Origin of the sequence: Mesorhizobium sp. M0808, assembly GCF_040320025.1 — a bacterium.
Classification (GTDB): domain Bacteria; phylum Pseudomonadota; class Alphaproteobacteria; order Rhizobiales; family Rhizobiaceae; genus Mesorhizobium.
Genome location: NZ_JAMYOX010000006.1, coordinates 96,973 through 115,173, shown reverse-complemented (window position 1 = coordinate 115,173; position 18,201 = coordinate 96,973). Strand labels below are relative to the sequence as shown.

Sequence of the window (18,201 nt, the reverse complement as noted above, 5' to 3'; positions counted from 1 at the left end):
CTGTGCGCCCAAATGTCTGCCCGGCAAAGCTTTAGGCGCCAGCAATATGCCGGCGCGGCAGCCACTTCGATGCTTGACAGGCTTGGCCTCGCAACCTTATATCCGCGCGACCTTGGCGAACGCGCCGATATGCCTGCCGATTTAAGCTGGATTTCGGGCCTTCGCCGCCTTGGCGGGGTAGCTCAGTTGGTTAGAGCACGGGAATCATAATCCTGGGGTCGGGGGTTCAAGTCCCTCTCCCGCTACCAAATTCCAAGAAAAATCAGATACATAGAGATGTACGGTGCCAGTCGTCTCATGTAGCGGGTCGCGCGATTTTGCAATTTTGACACCCGGTTTTGCAGCAGGGCGCTTCTCTCAAGACAGGGCGATCCGATAGCTGCGAGGGCCATGACGTTTCGGTGCTCTAGATTGCACTCCCGTACAAGCCTCGAGACAACATCCCATCGCAGCGGTGGCTCTCCTACGCTTTCTTCAGAAATTCCGTCCGCAGAACCAGATTGCCTTTGTGCATTCAGCCCGTTGAGGAGATCGGCGAGTTCCTCGGGATCGTGCTGGTTCATTCCAACGATGGTTCGGCTGCCCATCTCGGCGGGCCGCCCGGTACGAGCATCATTGACGGTCCAGGTGCCGGTCGGATCCTGAAAAGGCCTGTAGCCCGCGGCGGCTCCAATCGAGTGGCCGGCCGAGATAAGGCCCATCGCCGGCGCCATCACGCGCAATCCGAGACGGCTGGCGACAAGACTGGCAGTGACGGGAACGGCCGCATGGCTTTGGTTCGAGGCGCAGGGCGTATCGCCCGGTTTTCTACAGCCTCAAGACAGATGCGCCACGCATCACTAATTGAATGCGCCGCATTTTAATATATGCTGCAAGACGTAGAGATAATATCTCAAAGCTGATCAAAAAGGGGGATGCGACCGTGATAACTGCTCCACAGTTGCGTGCCGCGAGGGCGCTCCTTGGCATCGACCAGCGCAGGCTTGCCGAATTGTCCGGTCTTTCCGTGCCGACAATTCAACGCATGGAAGCCAGCGAGTCGATTATTCGGGGTAACGTCGATTCTCTCATGAAGCTGATCGGGGCACTTGACCTCGCCGGCGTGGAATTGATCGCTGAAGGCGCCTCCAGCCAAATCGGCGGGCGCGGCGTGCGACTGAAAGCGGATTTTGACCCCGCCAAAATCCTTGGCGGGGTCGATACGGATGCCAAACTCCCCGTGAGGAGCGTGGCGTGATTTCGGGGGCCGCGGTCCTCCTGTGGGGCGTCGCTGCGCTCCTGGGGACTGCGGTGCTTGCGATTGCGGAAAGCCGCAGATCCGACTCGGGAACACGCCTGATCTACGGCTTGACGCTAGGTATATCGGCGGCCGTGCTCATGGTTCTCGCGAGCCGCATCGCCGACAATCCCGTCACCCCGTCGACTGTGGTGTTGCCTCTTGGATTGCCATGGATTGGCGCTCATTTCCGTTTGGATGCGCTCTCGACTTTCTTCCTCATCGTCGTCAACTTCGGCGGCTCCATGGCCAGCCTTTATGGCCTCGGCTACGGCAGGCATGAGTCTGCGCCGCATCGGGTGCTGCCGTTCTTCCCGGCTTTCCTAGCCGGAATGAACCTTGTCGTGGTGGCCGACGACGCCTTCACTTTCCTGCTTTCTTGGGAATTCATGTCGCTCGCCTCCTGGGCGCTCGTCATGGCGCACCATCGCGAGCAGGACAATGCGCGGGCGGGCTACATCTATCTCGTGATGGCGAGCTTCGGCACACTCGCGCTGCTGCTTGCGTTCGGCCTGCTCGCCGGATCCGATGGAACCTACACATTCGACGCGATGCGAGCCGCCGACCCGACCCCGTTCGCCGCTGCTTTCGTCCTGGTTCTCATGCTGCTGGGCGCCGGCTCCAAGGCTGGACTCGTCCCGCTTCACGTTTGGCTGCCACTCGCTCATCCGGCCGCGCCAAGCCACGTCTCGGCTCTCATGAGCGGCGTGATGACCAAGGTCGCAGTCTATGGCTTCATACGCGTTATTTTCGATCTGCTCGGTGAGCCGGCATGGTGGTCGGGCGTTGCCGTGCTTTTCCTTGGCGGCCTGACGGCGGTTCTCGGCATCCTCTACGCGCTGATGGAAAAGGACCTGAAGCGACTGCTTGCCTATAGCACCATTGAAAACATCGGCGTCATCTTCGTAAGCCTTGGTCTCGCGCTCGCTTTCAAGGCGAACGCCATGCCATCGGCTGCAGCGCTGGCCCTCACCGCCGCGCTGTTCCACGTCCTCAACCATTCCTTTTTCAAGAGCCTGCTGTTTTTCGGCGCGGGCGCCGTTCTGACGGCAACCGGAGAGCGGGATATGGAGAAGCTGGGCGGTCTCATCCACCGCATGCCCTTTACAAGTTTTGCCTTTCTCGTCGGTTGCGTCGCGATCTCGGCACTTCCACCCTTCAACGGCTTCGTCTCCGAATGGCTGGCCTTTCAGGCCATATTGCAGAGCCCCGATCTGCCACAATGGGGACTGAAGGTCATGGTGCCCGCCGTTGGCGGTCTGCTGGCGCTGTCAGCGGCACTGGCCGCGGCCTGCTTTGTAAAGGCGTTCGGGATTACATTCCTCGGCCGGCCACGCTCGGCCGCGGTGGAACTGGCGCATGAGGTCGACCGCTACTCGCTGGCGGCATTGTTCATTCTCGCTGCCCTTTGTCTCCTGGCCGGCATTCTGCCCGGTCTTGTGATAGACGGCCTCTCATCGGTGACACTGCCACTGATCGGCAGTCGGATGCCTGTGCAGATGGCCCAGCCCTGGCTGTCTATCGTGCCGATTGCAGCGAGCCGCAGTTCCTACAACGGCCTGTTGGTGTTCCTGTTCATCGCCTTTTCCGCATCCGCTGCGGCATATGTGATCCATCGCTTTGCATCACATGCACTCCGTCGGGGTCCCGCCTGGGGTTGTGGCTTCCCGGATGTGGTCCCGAGCTCGCAGTACACGGCCGTCAGCTTCGCGCAGCCTATCCGCCGCGTCTTCGGCACGTTCGTATTCCGTGCAAGGGAAACCGTCGAAATGCCGGCACCTGGCGAGACCGGTCCGGCTCGTCTGAATGTCGAAATGCATGATGTGATCTGGGAGACGCTGTACCTGCCTATCGGCCGGGCCCTCGACTTTGCGACCGACCACCTCAACCATCTGCAGTTCCTGACGATCAGGCGCTACCTGACCCTCGTCTTTCTCTTTCTCATTGTCCTGCTCCTGGTGCTCGCACTATGGCCGTGATTCTCGAGTTGGCCGTTCAAGGCGCGCAGATGGCGCTGGTGCTTTTGCTGGCGCCGCTCCTGACCGGATTCGTGCGCAAGGTGAAGGCACGGCTCTTGCGCCGCCAGGGTCCTTCCCTGATCCAACCTTACCGCGATCTCTTGCGGCTGATGCGCAAGGAAGTCGTTCTGGCGGACAACGCATCCTGGCTGTTTCGCGTGACGCCCTATCTGATCTTTGCCACCACCTGGGTCGGCGCGGCGCTCATCCCGACATTCGCCGCCGGCCTTACATTCAGTTGGACCGCCGATCTCATAGCCATTGTCGCACTGCTGGGAAGCGCCCGGTTCTTCCTGGCGCTGGCAGGCATGGACGTCGGCACGAGCTTCGGCGGCATCGGCTCGAGCCGCGAGGTGATGATCGCTTCGCTGGCCGAACCCGCCATGCTGCTCATCGTGTTCAGCCTGGCGCTCGTCGCGGGTGCTACGCAACTCTCAACGGTCGCCGCCTTCATGGGGTCACCGGAGGTTGGCTTGCGGGTGTCGCTCGGGATGTCGCTCATCGCCCTCGTGATGGTGGCGATCGCCGAAAACGCCCGCATACCCGTGGACAACCCATCGACCCATCTGGAACTCACCATGGTTCATGAGGCGATGGTGCTGGAATATTCCGGTCGCCATCTGGCGATGATCGAGTTTGCCGCCTTCCTCAAGCTTCTGCTCTATGTGTCGCTGATTTCCTGCGTCTTCCTACCTTGGGGCCTGGCGAGCGCCGGGGCAGGACTGGAATCCCTTGCTCCGGGTGTCGTCGCCTATTTTGGCAAGCTTGCCGTATGTGGCGTTCTCCTCGCCGTGTTTGAGACTGCCATCGCCAAGATGCGCGTCTTCCGCGTCCCGGATTTCCTCGGGGCAGCGCTGATGCTGGCCCTGCTTGGCACGCTCCTGCTGTTCGTCTCGCGGAGCCTCTGATGAACGGCCTCACCTTCGACATCGCTCACCTGCTCGCCGGCGGCCTAGTGCTGGTCAGTTTCATGATGCTGTATCAGGATCGCCTCTTTGCTCTGATCAACGTTTTTGCGCTTCATGCAATCGTGCTGGCCCTGTCCGTAGCTTGGCAGGCATACATTCAGGACGCGCATCATCTCTACGTCACGGCGGCGATCGCCCTCGTCTTCAAGGCGATCGTCATTCCTGTCGGGCTTCATCGCATCATTCAGCGGCTCGGCATCCATCGTGACGTCGAGACCGCCGTCGGCATCGGTACGACGATGCTTGCGGGGATAGGCCTGGTGACCCTGTCCATGGTCCTGATGCTGCGCGTCACTCCCGAGGCTGATCCCCTCGCCCGCGAGGACCTGGCTTTCGCGCTGTCCATCATTTTGCTGGGGCTGCTGGTGATGGTCACCCGCCGCAACGCCGTCAGCCAAGTTGTCGGATTCATGTCGCTCGAGAACGGTCTGGTCCTCGCCGCCACGGGGGCCAAGGGCATGCCTCTGGTCGTCGAGATCAGTGTCGCCTTCTCGATCCTTATCGCCTTCATCGTCATCGGAGTCTTCCTGTTCCGCATCCGCGAGAGGTTCGATTCGGTGGATGTCGGCGCGCTCGACGACTACAGGGGAGAACACCGTTGACCGCGTTTTCCCTCGATGCGGTGGCCGCCATTTTGCTGATACCGGTCTTCGCGGCCGCACTTCTGGCGGCGCTGCCGAAATACCGGATATCGGCGGGCGTCAATGTCGCTGCGAGCTTGCTGACCTTGCTCGCCGCCCTGTCGCTTCTTGTCACCGACCGCCCGCAGCCTGGGCAGTATCTGCTCGTCGACGATCTCAACATCGTCTTCATCGTGCTCAACACATTCGTCGGCTTCACCACCAGCGTCTTCAGCGCTTCCTACATTGCCCACGAACTGGAGAGCGGGCGGCTGACAGTCCCGAACTTGCGGTTTTATCACGCAATGTACCAGGTCATGATGTTCGGCATGAACCTGGCGTTCGTGTCGAACAATATTGGCTTGATGTGGGTGGCGGTGGAGCTTGCCACGCTGACCACCGTGCTCATGGTCGGCATCTACCGCACGCACGAAGCGCTGGAGGCAGCCTGGAAATATTTCATTCTGGGCAGCGTCGGCATCGCGCTCGCACTGTTCGGCACCATCCTCGTCTACATGGCTGCACAGCCGGTTGTTGGCGAGGGGACGAATGCGATGGTCTGGACGGTGCTCATCGCTCACGCCGCGCGCTTCGATCCGGCTCTGCTCAATGTCGCCTTCATCTTTCTGCTGCTCGGCTACGGGACGAAGGTCGGCCTTGCGCCCTTACATGCCTGGCTGCCAGACGCGCATGCTGAGGGTCCAACGCCGATTTCCGCAGTGCTGTCGGGCTTGCTGTTAAACGTCGCACTCTATGCCGTGCTGCGCTTCAAGCTGTTGCTCGCGGCAAGCCCGGAAGCGATCGCACCTGGGCCATTGATGATCACGATGGGACTGACGTCGCTTGTCTTCGCGGCCTTCATGCTCTACCGCCGCCGCGACATCAAACGCCTGTTCGCGTACTCCTCGATCGAGCACATGGGCATCATCGTGTTCGCCTTCGGCATAGGAGGCCCGCTCGCCAATTTTGCCGGGCTGCTGCACATGGTCATGCACAGCCTGACCAAGTCGGCGATCTTTTTCACGGTCGGCCACATTGCCCAGGTCAAGGGGACACAGAACATCGCCGAAATCCGGGGACTGACGGAAACACATCCTGCCCTTGGCTGGGCGCTCGTCATCGGCGTCGTTGCCATTGCCGGCCTCCCTCCGCTCGGTATCTTCATGAGCGAATTCCTGGTCGTGAGTTCGACATTTGCAAGACACCCTCTTTTGGCGATGCCGTTGGTTTTCGGGATTCTGCTCGCTTTCGGCGCCCTGCTGCTTCGACTGACCGGCGTCGCTTTCGGCGAACCGCGCGGCAGCACTGCACCCGCCGAGGCGTCCTACATTCCGATGTATTCCCACTTGGCGTTGGTGTTTGCCGCCGGCATCTATCTGCCGCCACCGCTGGTCACATGGTTCCAGCACGTCGCAAGTATCCTGGGGTGAGCAGAGGAGAGAAAGAGCATGCCCGCGCTGATCGACCTCATCCTTGCTGGCCAACGTGTCGAATATCATTTCCCGTGGTCGCGCGCCGTGGTGACTCCGAAAAAATGGGGCTTTGCCGTCGAGCAACTGGCCGAGGGCCACTGGAGCTTGCTCGGCCTATGGGGTGAGCCAGGCGCCGTCCACATGGCACTTCTCGATGAAAGCGCCGGGGACATCGGCGTCGTCAGCCTGGAATGCCCCAGTGGCCGCTACCCATCGGTCGGCCGGCTGCATCCGCCCGCACTGCGGCTCGAACGTGCGGCTGCTGACCTGTTCGGGCTCCTGCCACAAGGCGCGCCTGATACGAGACGGTGGCTTGATCATGGCCACTGGGGTGTCAGCTATCCGTTGAGTACCCGCGTCCGGACGTCTGCTGCGACTGCCTTCCCGTACAGTTTCCTGCCTGCAGAGGGGGAGAGCCTGCATCAGATCCCGGTCGGGCCCGTGCATGCCGGCATCATCGAGCCGGGCCATTTCCGGTTCACGGCGAGCGGTGAAACGGTCGTCCGGCTGGAGCAGCGCCTCGGATACGCGCACAAGGGTATAGAAGGCCTGATGGCGGGGTCCGACATCGACCGTGCAGCCAAATTGGCGGGCAGAACCTCTGGCGACAGTACCGTGGCATACTCCCTCGCTTTTGCCCGCGCGGTCGAGGCGGCGCTGGGTGTCCAGGTTCCCCCACGCGCGGTCTGGCTGCGAGCGCTCATGGCCGAGTTGGAGCGCCTGGCCAATCATCTGGGCGACATCGGCGCTATCTGCAATGATGCCGCCTTCGCGCTCATGCATGCCCACTGTGGGGTGCTGCGTGAGCGCGTATTGCGGGCAAGCGATGCTGCCTTCGGTCATCGTTTGATGCGCGACTGCATCGTGCCCGGAGGCGTGGCAAGCTTCCTGAGCGATGAGGGCACGACAGCGCTCAGGTCCCTGATCGCAGAGATCAGGCAGCGGTTTCCCGCGCTGGTCGAGCTTTACGACAACACGGCGTCGCTGCAGGATCGGACTGTCGCAACTGGCCGGCTGAAGGTGGAACTCGCTCGTCAATATCGCGCCGGAGGCTACGTTGGCCGGGCCTCCGGTCGGGACTTCGATGCCCGACGCAATCTCGCTTATCCACCCTATGGCGAACTCGCCTTCGATGTACCTCTCCTCCAGGAAGGCGATGTGAACGCCCGTGTATGGATTCGTATCCACGAGGTCGAACAGAGCCTGTCCCTGATCGAACAAGTCCTGCGACAACTGCCAGACGGGCCGATCCGCGTCGATTTCGCGCAGACAAACCGATCGCATGAAGGCATGGCGCTCGTCGAAGGTTTCCGCGGCGACATTCTGGCCTGGCTGCGCATTGGCAAGGGCGGCTTGGTCGAGCGCTGTCACCTCCGTGATCCGTCATGGTTTCAATGGCCGCTCCTTGAAGCGGCGATCGAAGGAAACATCGTTGCCGACTTTCCGCTGTGCAACAAATCGTTCAACTGCTCCTATTCGGGCCATGATCTCTGAAGGCACGCTATCATGCGCAAGCTTCTTTTTGAAAGCCTGATACGCCCCCCTCTCACCGAGCATCCGCCGTTGGCAAGCAGCACGGCAGTCGACGAACTCGCACGCGCGCTCGATGGGGCTGCTCACAAACGATTGGGGCGAAGCCTGTCGATCCGGGCGGTCGATGCCGGTTCCTGCAACGGCTGCGAACTTGAGATGCACGCGCTGAACAACGCCTTCTATGACATCGAGCGTTTTGGGATCCGGTTCGTCGCATCACCGCGCCATGCCGATGTACTGCTCGTCACCGGGCCGGTCACAAAAAACATGCGCGAGGCATTGAAGCGGACCTACGACGCAACACCCAACCCAAAATGGGTGGTCGCACTGGGAGATTGCGCAGGCAATGGCGGCTGTTTCTCCGGCAGCTATGCGGTGGTGCGCGGAGTGTCCGAGGCCTTGCCTGTCGATCTGCACATTCCAGGTTGTCCGCCGCCGCCAATCGAAATTCTGAAAGGCCTGCTCGCCTTGCTTGAGGGCGTGAATTCCAAGACTGGTGCTGCCCGAAGGTGACTATGTAGAGGCTTTGCCAAGGTTGGCCTTGTCGCTGCATAGATCCAACCAATGCGTAGCCGTGAGTTTAAGGGCATCAGCCAACCTCTGTCCCAAACTTGGAAGGCGCTCGGCGGCGAGAACGGCTAAAACGCCTGCTTTTTCGCCGGCAGCCCAGCGCTTTCGATCGAAGGGGAACCCGTTCCCTAGTCCGAAATGGTTACTTGCGCTGCAGCTAATGTAGTTACAATCTTGTGCAGTCGGAAGCTGCATGGGCCGGCCAGGCGCGAGTACCGTCTTCGCCGGCGTCTCAAGGCAGTCGACCACACGTTTGCGGTGCTCTAAGGGGGAAATCAATGAGATTGACGATTATTTGTGCGGCAATTGTGATGGCCGTATCCACCGCCGCCGTTGCACACGAGAAAAAGAGGGTGGTCAGTACAGCAGTAACGTCGTGCTGCGCCGACCTGTCGGGCAGCACGATCAAGAAAAACAGGGAAACAAAATTGGACTGCAGTTCAACCGGAACTGTCTCCAGCGCGATTTCGAAAGACAAATCGGAGCCGCGCCTGGGATATGAAACGGTTAATCCTGCAATCATATCGATCTATTAGCTGAGGAAATACCAGGCAGGTCTATCGGCGCTCAGGCTTCGGGAGCAGGGCCTGGACCGACTCGCGGCCATTGCCTGCGGACCATATTCAAGCATCGATCAAGTCGGACGCCGCCGCGAAATCAGCCGTTAATCGCTTGGTGGCGGCGCTCGGCCTCATTGCGCATGCCTGCGCTCAATGTTTGATGCGGTCACGCATTGCGTACCAAAGCATGCCGAGCACATAGAGCGGGCCGCGCAGCGCCGTGCCGCCGGGGAACGGCAGCGGGCTTAGGGTCGAAAACAGATCGAGCCGCGAAGCATCACCGGTGATCGCCTCAGCGAGCAGCTTGCCCGACAGCGTCGACAGGATCACCCCCTTGCCCGAATAGCCATGCGCAAAATAGACGTCGCCATAGCGACCGACATGCGGCAGGCGCGATGTCGTCACCGAGACCAGCCCGCCCCAGGCGTGATCGATGCGGCGGCCGCGCAATTGCGGAAAGGTGATTTCCATGTGCGGCCGCACGAAGCCGGCAATGTCGGCGGGCGGCGACGGCGTATAGCGCTCGCCGCCGCCGAACAGCAGGCGTCCATCCGCCGACAGCCGGTAGTAATTGACGACGAAGCGCGTGTCGGAGACGGCCACATTGCTTGGGATGACGTCGCTCGTGTCGCCCAGCGGCTCGGTGGCGATGATGTAGTTGCCGACCGGCATGATGCGGCTGTTGACGCGCGGCTCAAGCCCGTGGAGCAGCGCATCGCCGGCCAGTACGACATGCCTGGCCCGGACCGAGCCTTTGGCCGTCGAAACCCGGGGGGAAGGTTCCCGCTCCAGCCGCAGCGCCACCGAATTCTCGTGGATAGTGACGCCCGCCGCAGCCGCGGCGCGAGCAAGACCGAGCGTGTAGTTCAGCGGATGCATATGGCCACCGAGCTTCTCGTACATCGCGCCGTGATAAGGTGTGTTCACCATTCCGCGCGCCTGCGCTGCCGACAGCATCTCGACATCATGAAAGTTCATCACCGTAGAAAGGCACTCGGCCTCTTCTTCGAGGTCGCGCAGGTCGGAACCGTTGACCGCACCGGCCAGATGGCCGGTGAGCCTGAGGTCGCAATCGATGGCATGGCGCTCGATCAGACCGAGCACGAGGGCCCGCGCCTCGAAGGCGAGATCGAACAGCGCCCTCCCCCGTTCCGGCCCATATAGCTTGACCAGCCCCTTGGCGCCCTTGCGCAGGCCGGGGATCATCTGGCCGCCATTGCGCCCCGACGCCCCCCAGCCGATCTTGCCGCCTTCGAGCAGCACCACCTTCAGGCCGCGTTCGGCTGCATGAAAGGCTGCGGAGAGGCCGGTACAACCGCCGCCGACCACTACCAGATCGGCGTCGACGTCGCCCTGCAGCGCCGGATGGTCCGGAGCCGGATTGGCCGTCGCCACATAGTAGGATTTGCCGATATCCAGGCCGGAGTTGAAGCCCCCAGAATTGAAGCCCATCATCACACCTTGAGCAGCAGATGGTCGCGTTCCCAAGAGGTGACGACGCTCTGGAACAGGTCGAGCTCAACGCTCTTGACGCGCAAATAGGTCTGGAAGAAATCCTCGCCGAGCACCGCCCGAACCGGATCGCACGCAGCGAAGCGGTCGAGCGCCTCTTCCATGGTTTTGGGCAGCGTGCTCCTGCTGCGATAGGCATTGCCCGACGCTTCCGTCGAACGAGCGATCTTCTCCTCGACGCCGAGATAACCGCAAAGCAGCGAGCCGGCTATCGCCAGATAGGGATTGGCATCGGCGCCGGGCAGCCGATTTTCCACGCGCCGCGCGGTGCGCCCGCCGGCCGGCACACGCAGGCCGCAGGAGCGGTTGTCGTGCGACCACTCGATGTTGGCGGGTGCACTGTGGTTCGGCCGGATGCGGCGGAACGAATTCACGTTCGGCGCAAACAGCGGCATCACCTCGGGAATGTATTTCTGCAGGCCGCCGATGAAATGCCCGAACATCTCGGTGTCGGCGCCGTCACGCCCGGCAAACAGCGTGTTGCCGGCCTCGTCGACGACAGACATGTGGAGATGCATTGAGCTGCCGGCTTGTGCGGCTATCGGTTTGGCCATGAAGGTCGCCTGCATGCCACCTTCCTGCGCGGCCTGGCGCGTCATTCGCTTGAACAGCAACACCTTGTCTGCCAGCGGCAGCGCGTCGCCATGCAGGAAATTGATCTCCAGTTGGGCCGTGCCCGATTCATGGATGAGCGTGTCGAGCGGCAGTCCGGCTGCCGCAGCATAGTCATAGAGGCGCCGGATCACCGGCTCGAATTGCTCCAGTGCCGCCATGTCATAGGGATGCTGCACGCTTTCGGAGCGGCCATTGCGCCCGACCGGCGCCGTCACCGGCCTGTCGGGATCGGGATTGGGCGCGGTGAGATAAAATTCAAGCTCCGGCGCCACCACTGCCCGCCAGCCGCGCTGGCGATATAGATCGAGCACGGCCCGCAACACGTGCCGCGACGAAGCCATCCACGGCCGGTCGTCCATGTGGAACGCATCGGCGAAGACATAGGCCTTGCCTGGCCCGCCACCGGGCGCCAGACAGAGTGTTGCGACATCCGGCACCATCCGCATGTCGGGGTCCTGGTAGGCGAACCCCTCGTCGACGGAACCGGAATAGCGGCCGTCGATGCTGACCAGGAACGCGCTGCTCGGCAGATAGAGTGCTCGGTCCTCGATCGCCTTGAGGAACTTGGCCGCTGGCAGGGCCTTGCCGCGCAGCACGCCGTTCATGTCGGGCACCAGGCACTCGACCTCGCTGACAGCGTGAGCGGCCAACCAGTCTTTCGGGTCGTTGGTGCCGTTCATGGTCGAGGCATCAGTTGTTGTGGTGTCAAGCATCAGGTCGGGTCCTTGCGAGAGCGAGAATGGCTTCGGCAGCCACGTCCGTTCCGGGTGTCAGCGCCATATGCACTGCATTCTCCCGGAGGCGTGCGCGCATTGCAGCATCGGCCATCAGGCCAAGAATGCTTCGCTCCAATTCGTCTTCCGTCCAGCCATCGCGGCTGATGTGGCGCCCGACGCCGGTTTCCTCGGCACGTTGCGCATTGTCATGCCCGTCCCAGCAATAGGGCATGACCAGCGACGGCACGCCGAAACGCAGTGCTTCGCAAAAGCTGTTGTTGCCGCCATGATGAATGAAGAGGTCGCATTTCGCCACGACGGAAGGCTGTGGAAACCAGGCGTCGAGATAGACATTGTCCGGAACGGCGCGATAGCTGTCGCGCAGACCTCCGGCATTGACAATGAAGCGGGCCGGCAGCCTGTCGAAAACGGCGAGCATGCGCTGGATCAGGCCGACATCCATGGCGCCAAGACTACCGAAACTGACATAAACCAGCGGTCCGCCATTGCGCGGAAAGACCGGTACGTCGAACGGCCCTTCCGAGCGGACGCAGCCTTCGAGATAGACGAAGCTGGCAGGGTCGAGCGGCTCGGCGCGCTGCCTTCGCACAATCGTTGGGGTCAGCAGCAGATTGAGGGCGGGCGAAGGTTCCAGAAAAAGACCCGTTGGCAAGGGCGCAAGACCGGCGTCGGTCCGAAGCCGATTGAAGCGGTCATGGGCCGGAGCGACCGCTGCCAGGTAGCGCGCCTCGAAGACCGCGCGGCTCGGGTCGTCGGCGGCGAGACCGGACAGATAGGGTGGCACATTGGCATCGGGAAGCTCGGTTTCGGCGCAGGAGACGACGCGCACCCACGGGCAGCCGGCGGTCGCCAATGCCGGGAACATGACGACGTTGTCGAGCACCACGGCGTCCGGCTTCAGCCGCGCCAGCAATTGGCGCAGCGGCGCCTCGGCGTTGACCGCAGTGTCTACGATTGCTTGCCAGGTCGGGGCAACGTAGGTTTCGAGCTGATCGATGGGGCTCAGCCTGAAATGCGGCAGATGACGGCGCACGAAGGCCTGCCAGTAGCTCTGGCGTTCGCTGTCGGTCAACGGATCGTCAGTCGGCAACTGGTATTCCTGAAACCCATAGTCGGCGAACACGCCAGAAAAGCCGGCATGGCAGATGAACACTGGACGGGCGCCACGAGCGCGCAGGGCCTGCGCTATGCCAACGCAATTCAGCGCAGCGCCGAAGCTCGCTTCCGGAAACAGTGCGATGGTCGGGCTGCCTTTGCGCATGATCCTCGTTATTCCGGCCGGCTGATCATGCCGAACAGCGCGGGCGCCCCGCGACTAGCCGCCTGCGGTCGCTGGCTGCGGGAAAGCCGCAGATGGACCCGAAGCAGATCGGCTGCAACCTCGTACTGCTGGCTCTCCAGATGGTCGAGTATGGTCAGATGCTCGCGCAATGATTGCTTCAGCCGGAAGACATTGACGCCGGCATACGTTCCCGGCAGCCGGCGCAGCCTGAGATGATCGGCCAACGCCTCGGCGACGAAGCGGTTGGCGGAGCCACCGGCGATCATCCCGTGAAAATCGATGTCCAGCCGTTGGAACTCTCTGGAATCGAATGCCGCGTCGGGCAGAGCCAGCAGCATTTCCATGCCCTGTCGCAAGGCTGCCGCGCGCGTCCCATCCAGCCGGAACCCAGGCGCCAGAAGGGCGGCGGGTTCCAGCAACAGCCGGAATTCATAGCTCTCCCCTTGTGCGCCAGGATCGTCCGGCACTCTCCTGAAAAGCCAGGACTGCCCCGGCGCGCGGTCCAGAAGATTTTCCTCGGCCAGTTTCTTCAGCGATTTTAGTACCGTCCTGCGCTCGGCATTATACCGTCGCATCAGGGCGCCGACGGTGACCGTCTGGTCCAGCCGGCGCGCCGAGCGGTCTCGCAGGATCATGTCGGCAAGTTCATCCTCCTCGGCGCTCGGCAGGTCGGCGGCGACGGTCGCCTGGCTCGTGAGGTCTACGGCCAAGCGATAGCCGGACTCAGCCTCCCATTGAACTACGCCTTTTTCAGTGAGCAGACGCAGCGCGGCCCGCACCGGAGTTCGGGATACGTTGCAGAGCGAAGCGATCTGCTGCTCCGGGAGATGAGCGCCGGGTTCAAAGCCGCGTTTCCGGGCCACATCGAGAATGCGCTGTGCAAGGTCGAGATGGTTGGTGCGGGGACGTCGAGCTGCAACTTGCATGGCAATTCTCATGAAGGACTTGGCGGCTGAGGTTTGGCCGATTGCCCTTGCGGATGCGATCGGCCGGGATTCACCGTAGTTGACAAATTATGGATTGACGTACTTTTTTCTGCAATAGTACTGTGAGATCAATCGGCAATAAAAGACTGGGGAACAGGATCAAAGCGGCTACGGCTGCAAGCGCTGGTCCGACGACTAAGTTCGATGATCAACCAGAATGGGAGTCTGTCATGACCACCACCACCCTGCGGCACCGTCCGTTAAGGAAATCCTTGATCGCACTTGGCCTTGGCCTGGCGCTGTCAGCGCCGGCGGCTGCCTCCGACCTCGTTATCTCCAACTGGGACGGCTACATGGCGCCGGATGCCATGAAAGCTTTCAAGGCGGCGACCGGTGTCTCCGGTGAAGTCGTGGTTCACGCCACTAACGAGGAGATCATGGGCAAGCTCGTCGCGTCCGGCGGCAAGGGCTATGACGTGGTCTTCGTCTCCTCGCCCTTCGCCGAAGTGCTGAACAAGCTCGGCCTGATCGAGGCGATCGACCATGCCAATATCCCTAACCTCGCCAATCTCTATCCCGAGGCGGCGAAGCTGCCGCACGACGCCGGCAACAATTTTTCCGTGCCCTACACTTGGGGCACCACCGGCCTTTGCTACCGTTCGGATCTGGTGAAGGCGGAGCCGGTGAGCTGGAACGACCTTCTCGCCCCGTCCGATGCGCTCAAGGGCAAGACGACGATGCTGGCGACCGACCGCTGGCTGCTTGCCGCCGGCCAACTCGCCAAGGGCTATTCGGTGAACGAGACCGATCCGGCAAAGCTCGGCGAAGTCAAGGACCTGCTGATCTCGGCCAAGAAGACCTTGCTGGCCTATGACGACACGACCTTTTATTCAAAGCTGGTCTCGGGCGAGGCGCTGATGGTTCAGGCCTGGGATGGCTGGTGCAATTACGGGATCGCCGAGAATCCACAAATTAAATACACCATACCGAAAGAAGGCTCGGATCTCTGGGTCGATACGATGGTCGTGATGAAGGCATCGGCCAACAAGGACGCCGCCTTCCAGTTCATCAACTTCATGCTGGACGCCAAGAACCACGCCTGGGCGGCCCAGAACATCGACTACAAGGTACCGAACAAGCCGGCTATGGAAAGCCTGCCGGCGGATTTTCTCGCCAAATTTCCCAATATGAGCATGCCGGTGGCAGAGTTGGTCAAGTTCGAGCAGTTGCGCGATGTCGGCGATGCCCAACGCGACTACTCGAAGATCGTCAGCGAAATCAAGGCCGCGCAATAACCGACATCAAAATCAGAGATCCCGGTCGACGGCGGGGTTTTCGCCGCCGACCGTTGAATGCGGTACCGCAATCTTGTCCCAAACAAGACTTCGCTCATCCTTGCTGATGACGCCGGCGCTGGCCTGGCTCATCGCCTTGATGGTCGTGCCATGCGCGCTGGTGCTGGCGCTCGCCTTCTTCCGGCGCGGCATCTATGGCGGCATCGACTACACTTTCACGCTGGAGAATTTCGGGCTGGTGTTCGACCCGCTCTATGCCGGCATCTTCCTCAATTCGGCGCGCATTGCCGGCACGGCAACCCTGGTCGCGGTGGTGATCGGCTATGCCGCCGCCTATGCGATCGCGGCAGCACCCCGGCAACTGCAGCCGGTGTTTCTGTTCTTTGCCGTCTTGCCCTTCTGGTCCAACTACCTGATCCGTACCTATGCCTGGATCGTGCTGCTCAACCGCGAAGGGCTGATCACACAACTGCTGCGCTGGTTCGGCTACACCGGCGAGCCGCTGTCGATGCTTTATACCGAAGGCGCCGTCATCGCCGGTCTGGTCTACAACTATCTGCCCTTCGTCATCCTGGCCTGCTACGCGCCGCTGTCGCGGCTCAATCCGGAGCTCGCAGAGGCCTCGCGCGATCTCGGCGCGTCGGCCGTGACCACATTTCGCCGGGTCATCCTGCCGCTGACCATGCCGGGTATCGCCGCCGGGGCGGTTTTCGTCTTCGTGCTGTCGATCGGCAATTTCGTCACGCCGGCGCTGCTCGGCGGCGGCCGTTTCCAGATGATCGGCAATCTCGTCTACGACCAGTTCCTCACGGCTAATGACTGGCCCTTCGGTGCGGCACTGGCAATGGTGCTGATCGCCATCATGCTGCTGGTGCTGACGGCGCAGGCCCTGGCTGCTGATCGCGCCTCGGGCCGCACCGCCGAAGCGAGAGGAGGCGCCGATGGCTGAGCGCTCCCTCGCCACGAGGCGCGCGCTCTGGCTCGTGCTTTCACTGGTCCTGGCCTTCCTCTACATCCCGATCGCCGTGCTGGTGGCGCTGTCGTTCAACCAAGGCGGGCTGCCGACCGTCTGGTCGGGCTTTTCGCTGAAATGGTATGTCTCGCTAATCGGAAACGCCGCAATCCTTTCTGCCGCGCTCAACACACTGATCGTGGCGCTTGTCTCGACCGCCATCGCCACGCTGCTCGGCACGCTGCTGGCGATCGGCGTCGAAATACGCCGGCAACACGGCAAAGGTCTCGAGGCGCTGATCTTTGCGCCGATGATCATTCCCGACATCGTGCTGGCGATCGCGCTGCTCAGCTTCTTCTCGATGCTTGATCTCACCTTGGGCCTGCACACCATCATCCTCGCCCATGTCGTCTTCAATCTCGCCTTCGTCTGCTCCGTGGTGCGCGCGCGGCTGAAAAGCTTCGACTGGTCGATCGTCGAGGCCTCTGCCGATCTCGGTGCTTCCGCGCTCACGACATTTCGGCGGGTGACGTTGCCGGTGATCCTGCCTGCCGTCGTCGCCGGCGCGCTGCTCGCCTTCACCCTTTCGGTCGACGAATTCATCATCGCCTTCTTCACCGCCGGCGCCGGCCGCGCCTCGACCACGCTGCCGATGCAGATCTATTCGATGATTCGCTTCGGCATCACGCCGGAGATCAATGCATTGGCGACTATCGTCATGGCGGTCTCAATCACCGCGCTGACCCTGTCGCAGCGGCTCAACCGTGGAGTGATCGGCCAATGAACGAGCCCCGCACGCTGCTGGCGATCGACAACGTGTCGAAGAAGTTCGGCCGGGTGACGGCGGTCGACGGCATTTCGCTGGATATCCGCGAGAACGAGTTCTTCGCCTTGCTTGGACCTTCGGGCTGCGGCAAGACAACGCTGCTGCGCATGTTGGCCGGCTTTGAGACGCCCAATGACGGGCGCATCCTGCTCGACGGCCGCGACATCGCCAGGACCCCGCCCAATAAGCGGCCGGTCAATCTGATGTTCCAGTCCTATGCGCTGTTTCCGCATATGAGCGTCAGGGCGAATGTTTCCTACGGCCTCGAAATGGAACGCTTGCCTGCAAAGGAAATCCGCTCCCGTGTCGACGCCATTTTGGCGACGACCGAACTCGTTGCCTTCGCCGACCGCAAGCCGGAGCAATTGTCTGGCGGGCAGAAGCAGCGCGTCGCGCTTGCCCGAGCGCTGGTCAAGCGACCACGGCTGCTTCTGCTCGACGAACCTCTTGGTGCACTCGACAAGAAATTGCGCGGGGCCATGCAACTGGAGCTGAAGCGGCTGCAGCACGAGGTCGGCATCACCTTCGTCATCGTCACCCATGATCAGGAGGAATCGCTCGTCATGGCCGACCGTATGGCAGTGCTCAGGGACGGCAAGCTGCTGCAATGCGATACACCCCATGCGGTCTACGAGCACCCGGGGGACCGTTTCGTCGCCGACTTCATCGGCGTCATGAATTTCGTGCCGGGCAAAGCCGTCGGCGACGGCGTGCTGGCAAGCAACGGCGTGCGGATCGCCGGCGATGTTCCCGCAACACTTTCGCCCGGCGCTGCGGCGGTAGCTTCAGTGCGGCCCGAACGCATCCGGCTGTTCCCGTCGGCAGAAACGGCCAACCGTATCTTCGGCGCGGTCGAGGCGCTGGCCTATCAGGGACTCGATCTGCAGCTGCACGTCCGCACCGCCCTGTCGCCAAAGCCGTTCCTGGTGCGCGTCACCGCCGACGCCGCCGATCGCCGCCCGGTCTCGTCGGGCGATACAGTCGAGCTCGGCTGGGATGCGGCTGACGTCAGAATTTTCGCAGATTGATCGAAAGGAGA

Annotated in this window: 17 protein-coding genes and 1 tRNA gene; 13 read left to right on the top strand and 5 right to left on the bottom strand. The window is 61.9% G+C overall.

Going from position 1 to position 18,201, the window contains the following annotated elements; all coding sequences use genetic code 11:
• The first annotated feature begins 171 nt into the window (after window positions 1-171).
• Window positions 172-248, top strand: a tRNA-Met gene (locus NKI25_RS10685).
• Here NKI25_RS10685 and NKI25_RS10680 read toward each other — a convergent pair.
• Entirely contained in the window at window positions 243-713 is a 471-nt protein-coding gene (locus NKI25_RS10680) for a hypothetical protein (RefSeq protein WP_352568056.1), read from the bottom strand. The genes NKI25_RS10685 and NKI25_RS10680 overlap by 6 nt on opposite strands.
• Window positions 714-922: 209 nt before the next feature.
• Here NKI25_RS10680 and NKI25_RS10675 point away from each other — a divergent pair, with 209 nt between their 5' ends.
• From NKI25_RS10675 to NKI25_RS10640, 8 genes are all read left to right on the top strand, one after another.
• Window positions 923-1,237, top strand: a complete 315-nt coding sequence (locus NKI25_RS10675; protein WP_023675522.1) for a helix-turn-helix domain-containing protein — start codon at window positions 923-925, stop codon at window positions 1,235-1,237.
• A complete protein-coding gene (hyfB, locus tag NKI25_RS10670) occupies window positions 1,234-3,255 on the top strand; it encodes a hydrogenase 4 subunit B (protein WP_502896717.1) in 2,022 nt (673 codons plus the stop codon). Before NKI25_RS10675 ends, hyfB begins: the two co-directional genes overlap by 4 nt.
• Complete coding sequence (locus tag NKI25_RS10665; protein WP_352568057.1) at window positions 3,246-4,202, top strand: respiratory chain complex I subunit 1 family protein; 957 nt, start codon at window positions 3,246-3,248, stop codon at window positions 4,200-4,202. The genes hyfB and NKI25_RS10665 overlap by 10 nt, the downstream gene beginning before the upstream one ends.
• Window positions 4,202-4,864 (top strand): hydrogenase-4 component E, encoded by a 663-nt coding sequence (locus tag NKI25_RS10660; protein WP_023675519.1) that lies wholly within the window; start codon window positions 4,202-4,204, stop codon window positions 4,862-4,864. The genes NKI25_RS10665 and NKI25_RS10660 overlap by 1 nt, the downstream gene beginning before the upstream one ends.
• Window positions 4,861-6,312 (top strand): hydrogenase 4 subunit F, encoded by a 1,452-nt coding sequence (locus NKI25_RS10655; RefSeq protein ID WP_023675518.1) that lies wholly within the window; start codon window positions 4,861-4,863, stop codon window positions 6,310-6,312. The genes NKI25_RS10660 and NKI25_RS10655 overlap by 4 nt, the downstream gene beginning before the upstream one ends.
• An 18-nt stretch (window positions 6,313-6,330) precedes the next feature.
• The gene (locus tag NKI25_RS10650; RefSeq protein WP_352690536.1) at window positions 6,331-7,848 is read left to right on the top strand and encodes a hydrogenase large subunit; all 1,518 of its coding nucleotides are present in this window, start codon (window positions 6,331-6,333) and stop codon (window positions 7,846-7,848) included.
• A gap of 12 nt (window positions 7,849-7,860) precedes the next feature.
• On the top strand, window positions 7,861-8,400 hold the full coding sequence (locus NKI25_RS10645) for an NADH-quinone oxidoreductase subunit B family protein (RefSeq protein ID WP_352586695.1): 540 nt from the start codon (window positions 7,861-7,863) through the stop codon (window positions 8,398-8,400).
• A gap of 335 nt (window positions 8,401-8,735) precedes the next feature.
• Window positions 8,736-8,993 carry a hypothetical protein gene (locus tag NKI25_RS10640; RefSeq protein WP_352586693.1) on the top strand — a complete coding sequence of 86 codons (258 nt, stop codon included), beginning with the start codon at window positions 8,736-8,738 and terminating at the stop codon, window positions 8,991-8,993.
• Window positions 8,994-9,167: 174 nt separating this feature from the next.
• Here the strand turns inward: NKI25_RS10640 and NKI25_RS10635 are convergent, their stop codons facing one another.
• Genes NKI25_RS10635 through NKI25_RS10620 form a run of 4 tightly spaced genes read right to left on the bottom strand, consistent with a single transcriptional unit; the run spans window position 9,168 to window position 14,089 of the window.
• Complete coding sequence (locus NKI25_RS10635) at window positions 9,168-10,472, bottom strand: NAD(P)/FAD-dependent oxidoreductase (RefSeq protein WP_352586691.1); 1,305 nt, start codon at window positions 10,470-10,472, stop codon at window positions 9,168-9,170.
• Complete coding sequence (locus NKI25_RS10630) at window positions 10,472-11,857, bottom strand: glutamine synthetase family protein (protein WP_352586689.1); 1,386 nt, start codon at window positions 11,855-11,857, stop codon at window positions 10,472-10,474. The genes NKI25_RS10635 and NKI25_RS10630 overlap by 1 nt, the downstream gene beginning before the upstream one ends.
• The gene (locus tag NKI25_RS10625) at window positions 11,850-13,145 is read right to left on the bottom strand and encodes a glycosyltransferase (RefSeq protein ID WP_352452939.1); all 1,296 of its coding nucleotides are present in this window, start codon (window positions 13,143-13,145) and stop codon (window positions 11,850-11,852) included. Before NKI25_RS10625 ends, NKI25_RS10630 begins: the two co-directional genes overlap by 8 nt.
• A 5-nt stretch (window positions 13,146-13,150) precedes the next feature.
• The gene (locus tag NKI25_RS10620) at window positions 13,151-14,089 is read right to left on the bottom strand and encodes a GntR family transcriptional regulator (RefSeq protein WP_352586687.1); all 939 of its coding nucleotides are present in this window, start codon (window positions 14,087-14,089) and stop codon (window positions 13,151-13,153) included.
• 230 nt (window positions 14,090-14,319) lie between these two features.
• Between NKI25_RS10620 and NKI25_RS10615 the strand changes: the two genes are divergently transcribed.
• The 4 genes from NKI25_RS10615 (at window position 14,320) to NKI25_RS10600 (ending at window position 18,190) form a co-directional block, all read left to right on the top strand.
• Window positions 14,320-15,384, top strand: a complete 1,065-nt coding sequence (locus NKI25_RS10615; protein WP_352644203.1) for a polyamine ABC transporter substrate-binding protein — start codon at window positions 14,320-14,322, stop codon at window positions 15,382-15,384.
• 106 nt (window positions 15,385-15,490) lie between these two features.
• Entirely contained in the window at window positions 15,491-16,333 is an 843-nt protein-coding gene (locus NKI25_RS10610; protein ID WP_352644258.1) for an ABC transporter permease, read from the top strand.
• Window positions 16,326-17,120, top strand: a complete 795-nt coding sequence (locus NKI25_RS10605; RefSeq protein WP_352586683.1) for an ABC transporter permease — start codon at window positions 16,326-16,328, stop codon at window positions 17,118-17,120. Before NKI25_RS10610 ends, NKI25_RS10605 begins: the two co-directional genes overlap by 8 nt.
• Window positions 17,117-18,190: an ABC transporter ATP-binding protein gene (locus NKI25_RS10600; protein ID WP_352586681.1), complete on the top strand. Its 1,074-nt coding sequence runs from the start codon at window positions 17,117-17,119 to the stop codon at window positions 18,188-18,190. The genes NKI25_RS10605 and NKI25_RS10600 overlap by 4 nt, the downstream gene beginning before the upstream one ends.
• Window positions 18,191-18,201: the final 11 nt, after the last annotated feature.